We start from the raw sequence: 8,710 nt of genomic DNA, 5'->3' as shown, positions 1-8,710 counted from the left end.
CTGTCTATGTGATGACCAACAACACCATCTACCGGGACATGACCAAATTCTGGGGTAAGTTGTTTGGTATCAACTTTGCCTTGGGGGTAACCACAGGCCTGGCCATGGAGTTCCAGTTCGGGACGAACTGGGCTTACTACTCCCATTATGTTGGCGATATCTTCGGGGCCCCGCTGGCAATCGAAGGGCTGATGGCCTTCTTCCTGGAGTCCACCTTCGTCGGTATGTTCTTCTTTGGTTGGGATCGTCTGAGCAAGCATCAGCATCTGGCTGCCACTTGGTTGATGGCGCTGGGTACCAACCTCTCCGCTCTCTGGATCCTGGTCGCCAACGGCTGGATGCAGAACCCGGTCGGTGCCGAGTTCAACTTCGAATCCATGCGGATGGAGATGATGAGCTTCGCTGACGTGGTGCTCAACCCGGTTGCTCAGGTCAAGTTCGTCCACACTGTGGCGGCTGGTTATACCTGTGGCGCCATGTTTGTGCTGGGTATCTCCTCTTACTACCTGCTGAAGAATCGTGATGTGGCGTTTGCCCGTCGCTCTTTCGCCATTGCCGCTGCGTTTGGTATGGCTTCCATCGTGTCCGTGCTGATCCTCGGTGACGAATCCGGTTACGAGACCGGTGAAGTACAGAAGGTGAAACTGGCCGCTATCGAAGCCGAGTGGGAAACTGAACCTGCTCCGGCCGCATTTACCTTGTTCGGTATTCCGAATCAGGAAGAGATGCGCACCGACTACGCCATCAAGATCCCTTATGCTCTGGGCATTATCGCGACCCGTTCTCTGGACGGTCAGGTAACCGGTCTGAAGGATCTGAAGAGCGAGCACGAACTGCGCGTCCGTAACGGTATGACCGCCTACGACCTGCTGACCAAGCTGCAATCCGGTGACAAGTCTGACGAGACCCGCGCTCGTTTCGACGAAGTGAAGCAGGATCTGGGCTACGGTCTGCTGCTCAAGCGCTACACCAGCAACGTGACTGATGCCACTGACGAGCAGATCAAGGCTGCCGTGGATGACTCCATCCCACAGGTTCTGCCGCTGTTCTTCGCCTTCCGCATCATGGTTGCCGTCGGCATGCTGATGCTGGTGCTGATTGGTATGGCCTTCTATGACAGTGCCCGTCACCAGATCGGCACGCGCAAGTGGCTGCTCAAGGGTCTGCTGTGGGGTATCCCGCTGCCGTGGATCGCTATCGAAGCTGGCTGGTTTGTTGCTGAATATGGTCGCCAACCGTGGACCATTGCAGAGGTGCTGCCGACCTCCCTCTCTGCATCCAACTTGGCTGCATCTGAAATCTGGTTCTCTCTGATCGGTATCTGCCTGTTCTATACCGTACTTCTGGTTATCGAGATGTACCTGATGTTCAAGTATGCCCGTCTTGGCCCCAGCAGCCTGAAGACTGGCAAGTATCACTTTGAACAGATCAAGGCATAAGGAGAGCGACCATGTTTGATTACGAAACTCTGCGTGTCATCTGGTGGGCTCTGGTCGGCGTACTGCTGATCGGTTTTGCCATCACTGACGGCTTCGACATGGGGGTAGGGGCACTGCTCCCGTTCGTCGGCAAGAAAGATGTCGAGCGCCGTGTGATGCTCAACACCATGGGGCCGCACTGGGAAGGTAACCAGGTTTGGCTGGTCACTGCCGGTGGCGCCTTGTTCGCTGCCTGGCCGATGGTGTATGCCGCGACCTTCTCCGGCTTCTACATCGCCATGATCCTGACGCTGATGGCGCTGTTCCTGCGTCCGGTCGGCTTCAAGTACCGCTCGCTGCGTGCTGATGCCAAATGGCGCAGCAACTGGGATTGGGCCTTGTTCGCTGGTAGTGCCGTTCCTCCCATCGTGTTTGGTGTGGCCTTTGGCAACCTGCTGCAAGGTGTTCCGTTCGAGTTTAACCAGTTCATGATGTTGACCTATCACGGCAACTTCTTTGGCCTGCTTAACCCGTTCGGCATTCTGGCTGGTCTGGTTAGCCTGTTCATGCTGCTCACCCAGGGCGCAACCTGGTTGATGATGAAGACCGACGGTGAAGTGCTGGCGCGTTCCCGCACTGCCGCCATGATCTGCTCACTGGTGACGCTGGTGCTGTTTGCTGCCGCGGGTTGGTGGGTAAGCGGTATGGAAGGGTATGTCATCGTCAAGGCTGCCGCGACTGACGCAGTATCCAATCCGATGAACAAGGAAGTTGTCTTGCAGGCTGGTGCCTGGATGAACAACTACACCCTCTATCCGTGGATGGTGGCTGCCCCTGTACTGGGTCTGGCCATGAGCCTGCTGACTGCGCTGTTTGCTCGGATGAACATCGGCTGGCTGGCGTTTACCAGCTCCTCGCTGGCGATTGCCGGGGTCATCCTCACAGCCGGTTTTTCCATGTTCCCGTTCGTGATGCCCTCAAGCCTTGAGCCGTCACTGAGCCTGACCATGTGGGATGCTACTGCCTCCTTCAACACCTTGCAGGTGATGACAGTGGCTGCAGCAGTCTTCGTACCGATTGTGCTGGGTTACACCATCTGGACTTACATCAAGATGTTTGGCCGTGTAACCAACAAGCACATCGAAGATAACCAACAATCTCTCTATTAAGAGGTGCGCTGACAATGTGGTATTTCACCTGGATCCTGGGGCTGTTGCTGGCCTGTGCATTTGGCATCATCAATGCGCTGTGGCTGGAACACACCGAGAACATGGATCGTCAGATCGATGAAAACAAGTGATCGACTCGTCAGGCTGGCCGCTCCACTGGAGCGCCAGCCCTGGCAGGGGTTGATGTTACTCGCGGCGGCCTTGTTGGCCGTCGCTATTTTGCAGGCCCCCAATCTGATAGCAGCCAACACCAGCAGCCACGGCCACTGGTTGTCGTTCTGGCTGATGTGGGCGGTCTGCTGCGGCATCCTGAACGGACTCGGCTTTCATCTGAAAAGCGTGTTCGGGCGGATCCTGTTCAACCCCTGGCTCGCCTGGCCTAGTTTGTTGTATGGCCTTTGGCTGACACATTCATATTTCCTCTCATAAAAAACAGGGGGAGGCAGGATTTCCCTGCCTCCCCCTGCTTCTTTCCTATTCAGCGCTGCGCTATGATAGCCCCCCATCTGACTGTCGAATGGATCACAGATTGTTATGGGGGAAGTCCATGAGTTTCCGGTGCGTGTCTATTACGAGGACACCGACGCCGGGGGCATCGTCTACAACGCCAATTATCTCAAGTTTATGGAACGTGCTCGCACCGAGTTCCTTCGTGCAAAAGGGGTCGAACAGGACGTCTTGCTGCAGGAGGGATATGCCTTCGTCGTGAGTCGAACAGAGATCGATTTCCGCTCGGCGGCCCGTTTTAATGAACTTTTGAATGTGTTAACGCAAGTGACTGAAGTGAAACGCGCATCCATGCGTTTTTCACAGCAGATCCTGGCGGCTGATGGGCGACTGGTTACTCAGGCCATGGTACAGATAGCCTGTGTCAGTCATCCGCAAATGAAACCTGTTGCAATACCTGTAAATGTGAAGGGAGTGCTGTAAGTGCACGCTGAAATTTCGTTTATTGGCCTGTTTTGGCAAGCCAGCCTGTTGGTAAAACTGGTCATGATGACCCTGATGAGCATGTCGATTGTCTCCTGGGCGCTGATTATCCAGCGATCCAAGGCGATCAAGGCTGCCAATATCGCATCTGAGCAGTTTGAAGATCGCTTCTGGTCCGGGGTCGATCTCAATCGCCTCTATCAGGAGTCCTCTTCCCGCCGCGATGACATCGAAGGCATGGAAGATATCTTCTACTCCGGTTTCAAGGAGTATGCCCGCTTGCTGAAGGCCGGCGCTCGTGGTCAGGATGCGGTGATGGACGGTACGTATCGTGCCATGCGTGTCTCCCTCTCCCGTGCGGTGGATGAGCTTGAGTCCAACCTGCCGGTGCTGGCGACCATTGGTTCAATCAGCCCCTACATCGGCTTGTTTGGTACCGTCTGGGGGATCATGAACGCCTTTATCGCCCTGGGTCAGGTACAGCAGGCGACCCTGCAGATGGTAGCACCCGGTATCGCGGAAGCGCTGATCGCCACCGCCATGGGTCTGTTTGCCGCCATCCCGGCCGTTATCTTCTACAACCGCTTCTCCAACAAGGTGGAAAAGCTGGAGAACGCCTACGCCAACTTCATGGACGAGTTTACCACCATTCTGAACCGTCAAATTGCACAGCAGCAGGGTGATCAGTAATGCAAACCTATCAGCGGATCCGGCGCAAGAAGGTGGCCGAGATCAACGTGGTTCCCTATATCGACGTCATGCTGGTGCTGCTTATCATCTTCATGGCGGTAACGCCGGTGATCACCCAGGGGGTCAAGGTTGACTTGCCGCAGGCGGAATCCGAGCAGTTGCCGGAAGATGCCAAGCCGCCCTTCATCGTCAGCGTCAACACCGATGGCGAGTATGTCATCAAGGCGGGCGAAGCCGAGGACGAGCCGGTGCCAAGCGGTACGCCCGAAGCGATGCAGCAGTACATCACCGAGAAAGCCATGGGCTATCTGGCCATCAACCAGAACGCTCCCGTGGTGGTGGCCGGTGACAAGTCGGTGCGCTACGAAGAGGTGATCCTGTTGATGGTGGCCCTCAAGAAAGCCGGTGTTCCTCAGGTTGGCCTGATGACTGATCCGGTGAATTGACGGAGATGGATGTGAAGCGTGGTATTTCCGGTTATCTCATCGCATCGTTTCTGCTGCACCTGATCATCGGCATCATCCTGTTTGTCGGTCTCGACTTCAGCAAGCCGAAGCGGCCCGAGTCGCAGGGACAGATCGTCCAGGCCGTCATGCTCGATGAGAACTTCCTCAACGAACAGGCCAAGCAGATCCAGCAGCAGAAATCTCAGCCCAAGCCTCAGAAGGTAGAGAAAGAGAAGGATAAGGAAGACACGGATCTCGCCAAGCGTGAGCTGGCTCAGAAACAGGAGCAGCTTCGCATCGCCGAGACCAAACGCAAACAGGCCGAAGAGGCTACTCGCAAGGCCGAGGCCGAGAAGCAGAAGAAAGTTGCCGAGCAGAAGCAGGCTGAAGAGAAGGCCCAAAAAGCCGAAGAAGCCCGCAAGCTGGAAGAGCAGAAGACTAAGAAGGCCGAAGCCGAGCGTAAAGCGGCGGAAGCCGAGAGTAAGGCGCTGGCGCTGAAGAAGAAAAAGGAACAAGAGAAGAAAGAGGCCGAAGAGAAGGCCAAAGCGGCAGAAGCCAAGGCCAAGAAAGCGGAAGCTGACAAGAAGGCCAAAGCCGAAGCCGAGAAGAAAGCCAAGGCAGAAGCTGAGAAAAAAGCCAAAGCCGAGGCCGAGAAGAAGGCCAAGGAAGAGGCGGAGAAAAAGGCAAAAGCTGACGCAGAGAAGAAAGCCAAGGCAGAGGCCGAAAAGCAGGCCAAGATCGCGGCTGAGCGCAAGCGTAAAGCAGCCGAGCAGGCCAAGCTGCAAAAAGAGATGGAAGATATGATGCAGCAGCAGCTGTCAGCTGAGGCCAATGCCCGCAGTCAGGCAGCATCGGCAGCAGCCCAAGGCGAAGTCGACAAATATGCGGCTCTCATCAAGGCCACTGTTGAGCGGTATATGATTTTGGATCCCACCATGCGGGGCAAAACATGTACTATCGGCGTACGTCTTGCGAGCAGTGGCTTTGTCATTTCGGTGGATAACGGCCAGGGTGACCCGGCGGTATGTCGTTCCGGTAAGGCGGCCGTATTGAAGGCCAACCAGTTGCCGGTGCCGAAGGATCCTGCGGCATTCGAGATGTTGAAGGAATTTAACCTCAAATTGGAACCGAGTATTTAAGCCATGATCAGAAAAGTGTTTTTTGCTTTGGTTGGTTGTTTGCTGCTGGGCCAGAGTGCCCATGCGGCTCTGGATATCGTCATCACTGGCGGTATTGACAGCGCCCGTCCCGTCGCCGTTGCCCCCTTCAAGTGGGAAGGCAACGGCCAGCTGCCGCAGGATATCGCGGAAGTGGTCTCCAACGACCTGATGCGCAGCGGCAAGTTCAAGCCGCTGGCGCGCAGCCAGATGCCGCAGACCCCGAGCAGCAGCAGCGAAATCAACTTCGCACCCTGGGCTGCCCAGGGGGTCGAGGCTGTGGTGGTAGGCTCCATCGCCGCCGTGGGTGACGGCACCTACAAGATCAACTTCGAGCTGGTCGATGTGCTGAAGGGGCAGCTGGCCAAGGCGCAGGGTGGCGAGAGCAACGGTTACATCCTGGATAGCCGCATGGCGACCATCCCGGGGGCCCAGATGCGTCAGTTCGCCCACCGCATCTCCGACATCGTCTATGAGCGTCTGACTGGCGAGCGTGGTGCCTTCCTGACTCGTCTGGCTTACGTTTCCGTACAGCAGGGGACCCAGTTCCCGTATCAGCTGCGGATCTCCGACTACGACGGTTACAACGAGAAGACCCTGCTGCGCTCCCGCGAGCCGCTGATGTCCCCGGCCTGGTCGCCGGATGGCAGCAAGCTGGCCTACGTGAGCTTCGAGAACCAGAAATCCGAGATTTACGTGCAGGATATCTACACCCAGCAGCGCAGCCTGATCACCAGCTTCCGCGGTATCAACGGTGCGCCGGAATGGTCTCCGGATGGTCGTCGTCTGGCTATCGTTCTCTCCAAGGACGGGTCGCCGAACCTCTATGTTGTTGATGTCGCTAGCAAGCAGTTGACCAGGGTCACCACCAGCCGGGTAATCGACACCGAACCCTCCTGGATGCCGGACGGGCAAAATTTGCTGTTCACCTCTGAACGTGGTGGCAAACCCCAGATTTATAGCGTAAATTTGGCGACTGGCATGACTCGCCGGATGACCTGGGAAGGTGAATCCAACCAAGGCGCATCCATCACACCTGATGGCAAGATCATGGTGATGGTGACCCGGGTTCAAGGGCAATACCGTATTGCCCGTCAGGACATGGAAAACAATGCCCAGTTGGTCCTGACTCAGAGTGCACTGGACGAGTCCCCAAGTGTGGCTCCCAATGGCAGCATGATCATTTATGCCACCATCTATCAGGGTCGTAAGAGTCTTGCGTTGGTGTCGACTGATGGTCGCTTCAAGGCTGTGCTTCCGACCAGTAGCGGTGAAATTCGTGCACCAGCTTGGTCGCCCTTCTTGAATTGATAAAAATCCAATTGTTTTTTGTTTTGTTATAAAGGTTTAAGGAAATAGCATGCAACTCAATAAACTGCTCAAGGGTTTGGCCATCGCACTGCCACTGTTCACCCTGGCTGCTTGTAGCTCCTCTTCTGATTCAGGCTCTGCTGGTGCCGAATCAGGTATGACCGACGGCATGGGCGGTGTACAAACCGGTGGCGCCAACGGCATGTTGTCCCCGGAAGAGCAGATGCGTCAGAAGTTCGAAGCGCTGCAGCGCGACAACGTCATCTACTTCCCGTTTGACGGCTACGAAATCCAGGGTCAGTACGCTGATCTGCTGGATGCCCATGCCAGCTACCTGCGCGAGCGTCCGAGCGTGAAAGTACTGATCGAAGGCCACGCCGATGAGCGCGGTACTCCGGAGTACAACATCGCTCTGGGTGAGCGTCGTGCCAAGGCTGTTGCCAAGTATCTGCAAACCCTGGGTGTGCAGGCCGAGCAGCTCTCCATCGTCAGCTATGGCGAAGAGAAGCCGCTGGATCTGTCCCACACCGAGGAAGCCTTTGCCAAAAACCGCCGTGCGGTTCTGGTTTACTAAGGTTCTATACGGATGAATTTTGTGTATAAGCAAGCGGCCATTTCGATGGCCGTTTTATTTGCAGTCTCTGCCCACGCCGCGGCTCCGGTCAGCGATTTGGGGGGGGATTCCGGCGGCGTTGTCCTGAGTGGCAATAACGGTGCCATCGTGCCCAGCGGTAGCCTCGAAGATCGGGTTGCCCTGCTGGAGCGCACCCTGAACGCCCGTCTGCGACTGCAAGCTGACTTGCAGCAGCAGGTCGACTCCCTGCAAGGGGAGGTCTCCGAGCTGCGTGGTCAGCTGGAGCAGCAGACCTACCAGATGGAGCAGTCGCAAGAGCGCCAGCGTCAGCTCTACCAGGAGCTGGACAAGGTGAGCAGCCAGCAGCAGGCCGCTGCTCCGGCCGCCGCCGCACCAGCTGCAGCCACTGCCGCCAATCCGGCCCCGGCCGTCAACTACTCGACCAATCAGGACGAGAATCAGGCCTACGATGCTGCTGTGAACATGGTGCTCAAAGAGAAGAACTATGACAAAGCCATTCCGGCTTTCCAGGGCTTCATCAAGCAGTACCCCAGTTCAAGCTATGTCCCCAATGCACACTACTGGCTGGGCCAGCTGCTGTTCAACAAGGGTGACCGAGCCGGCGCTGCCGCCCAGTTCTCTACCGTCGCCAACAAGTACAGCAAGTCGCCCAAGCGCGCCGATGCCCTGCTGAAGCTGGGGATGCTGTCACAGCTGGATGGCAAGAAGGCCGAGGCGAAAGCGTTCTACGAGCAGGTGATCAAGGGGTATCCCAACACCTCTCCGGCACAGCTGGCGAAGCAGAGCCTGAGCAAGCTGTAACATTGCCGTATGTCACTGTTTTCGTAACAGTACTGTAAAAACAGCTGCCATTTGTACGCACAGTGAGCAAACGAATTTAAATTACGAATTTTCTGTTGCACCGGAAATTTAAATCCGTAATATAGGCCGCCGTCAGAGCCGAAGCAGTAATGCAGTCGGTACTGGCCGTGGTGAGGGTCGTTAGCTCAGTCGG

The 8,710-nt window shown here is 56.3% G+C and carries 11 protein-coding genes; all 11 read left to right on the top strand.

Annotated elements, in window-relative coordinates; genetic code table 11:
• On the top strand, positions 1-1,439 hold a 1,439-nt coding region (locus LG31_RS0105625), incomplete at its 5' end, for a cytochrome ubiquinol oxidase subunit I (RefSeq protein ID WP_033113518.1).
• A gap of 11 nt (positions 1,440-1,450) precedes the next feature.
• The gene (gene cydB / locus LG31_RS0105620) at positions 1,451-2,587 is read left to right on the top strand and encodes a cytochrome d ubiquinol oxidase subunit II (protein WP_033113517.1); all 1,137 of its coding nucleotides are present in this window, start codon (positions 1,451-1,453) and stop codon (positions 2,585-2,587) included.
• Between the two features lie 14 nt (positions 2,588-2,601).
• Positions 2,602-2,718, top strand: a complete 117-nt coding sequence (cydX, locus tag LG31_RS20290; protein WP_005304933.1) for a cytochrome bd-I oxidase subunit CydX — start codon at positions 2,602-2,604, stop codon at positions 2,716-2,718.
• Entirely contained in the window at positions 2,705-3,016 is a 312-nt protein-coding gene (locus LG31_RS0105610; RefSeq protein ID WP_033113516.1) for a cyd operon YbgE family protein, read from the top strand. Before cydX ends, LG31_RS0105610 begins: the two co-directional genes overlap by 14 nt.
• Before the next feature lie 105 nt (positions 3,017-3,121).
• Positions 3,122-3,517, top strand: a complete 396-nt coding sequence (ybgC, locus tag LG31_RS0105605) for a tol-pal system-associated acyl-CoA thioesterase (RefSeq protein ID WP_033113515.1) — start codon at positions 3,122-3,124, stop codon at positions 3,515-3,517.
• Positions 3,518-4,207, top strand: a complete 690-nt coding sequence (gene tolQ / locus LG31_RS0105600) for a protein TolQ (protein WP_033113514.1) — start codon at positions 3,518-3,520, stop codon at positions 4,205-4,207.
• A complete protein-coding gene (tolR, locus tag LG31_RS0105595) occupies positions 4,207-4,653 on the top strand; it encodes a protein TolR (RefSeq protein ID WP_033113513.1) in 447 nt (148 codons plus the stop codon). The genes tolQ and tolR overlap by 1 nt, the downstream gene beginning before the upstream one ends.
• A 5-nt stretch (positions 4,654-4,658) precedes the next feature.
• Positions 4,659-5,792, top strand: coding sequence for a cell envelope integrity protein TolA (gene tolA / locus LG31_RS0105590; protein WP_033113512.1), 1,134 nt, complete (start codon positions 4,659-4,661; stop codon positions 5,790-5,792).
• 3 nt (positions 5,793-5,795) lie between these two features.
• Positions 5,796-7,121, top strand: a complete 1,326-nt coding sequence (tolB, locus tag LG31_RS0105585) for a Tol-Pal system beta propeller repeat protein TolB (RefSeq protein ID WP_033113511.1) — start codon at positions 5,796-5,798, stop codon at positions 7,119-7,121.
• A 49-nt stretch (positions 7,122-7,170) separates the two neighbouring features.
• On the top strand, positions 7,171-7,695 hold the full coding sequence (pal, locus tag LG31_RS0105580; protein WP_033113510.1) for a peptidoglycan-associated lipoprotein Pal: 525 nt from the start codon (positions 7,171-7,173) through the stop codon (positions 7,693-7,695).
• Positions 7,696-7,707: 12 nt separating this feature from the next.
• Positions 7,708-8,517 carry a tol-pal system protein YbgF gene (gene ybgF, locus LG31_RS0105575; RefSeq protein WP_033113509.1) on the top strand — a complete coding sequence of 270 codons (810 nt, stop codon included), beginning with the start codon at positions 7,708-7,710 and terminating at the stop codon, positions 8,515-8,517.
• Positions 8,518-8,710: the final 193 nt, after the last annotated feature.

It is taken from the genome of Aeromonas lacus, from assembly GCF_000764665.1.
Taxonomy (GTDB): domain Bacteria; phylum Pseudomonadota; class Gammaproteobacteria; order Enterobacterales; family Aeromonadaceae; genus Aeromonas; species Aeromonas lacus.
The sequence above is the reverse complement of the archived record's forward strand: the minus strand, read 5'-3'. Positions and strand labels throughout refer to the sequence as shown.

Excerpts from the sequence above, each read along its gene's own strand:
- tolB (WP_033113511.1), top strand. The coding sequence starts at position 5,796 with ATGATCAGAAAAGTGTTTTTTGCTTTGGTTGGTTGTTTGCTGCTGGGC.
- cydX (WP_005304933.1), top strand. The coding sequence starts at position 2,602 with ATGTGGTATTTCACCTGGATCCTGGGGCTGTTGCTGGCCTGTGCATTT.
- ybgC (WP_033113515.1), top strand. The coding sequence starts at position 3,122 with ATGGGGGAAGTCCATGAGTTTCCGGTGCGTGTCTATTACGAGGACACC.
- ybgF (WP_033113509.1), top strand. The coding sequence starts at position 7,708 with ATGAATTTTGTGTATAAGCAAGCGGCCATTTCGATGGCCGTTTTATTT.
- pal (WP_033113510.1), top strand. The coding sequence starts at position 7,171 with ATGCAACTCAATAAACTGCTCAAGGGTTTGGCCATCGCACTGCCACTG.
- cydB (WP_033113517.1), top strand. The coding sequence starts at position 1,451 with ATGTTTGATTACGAAACTCTGCGTGTCATCTGGTGGGCTCTGGTCGGC.
- tolA (WP_033113512.1), top strand. The coding sequence starts at position 4,659 with ATGGATGTGAAGCGTGGTATTTCCGGTTATCTCATCGCATCGTTTCTG.
- LG31_RS0105610 (WP_033113516.1), top strand. The coding sequence starts at position 2,705 with ATGAAAACAAGTGATCGACTCGTCAGGCTGGCCGCTCCACTGGAGCGC.
- tolR (WP_033113513.1), top strand. The coding sequence starts at position 4,207 with ATGCAAACCTATCAGCGGATCCGGCGCAAGAAGGTGGCCGAGATCAAC.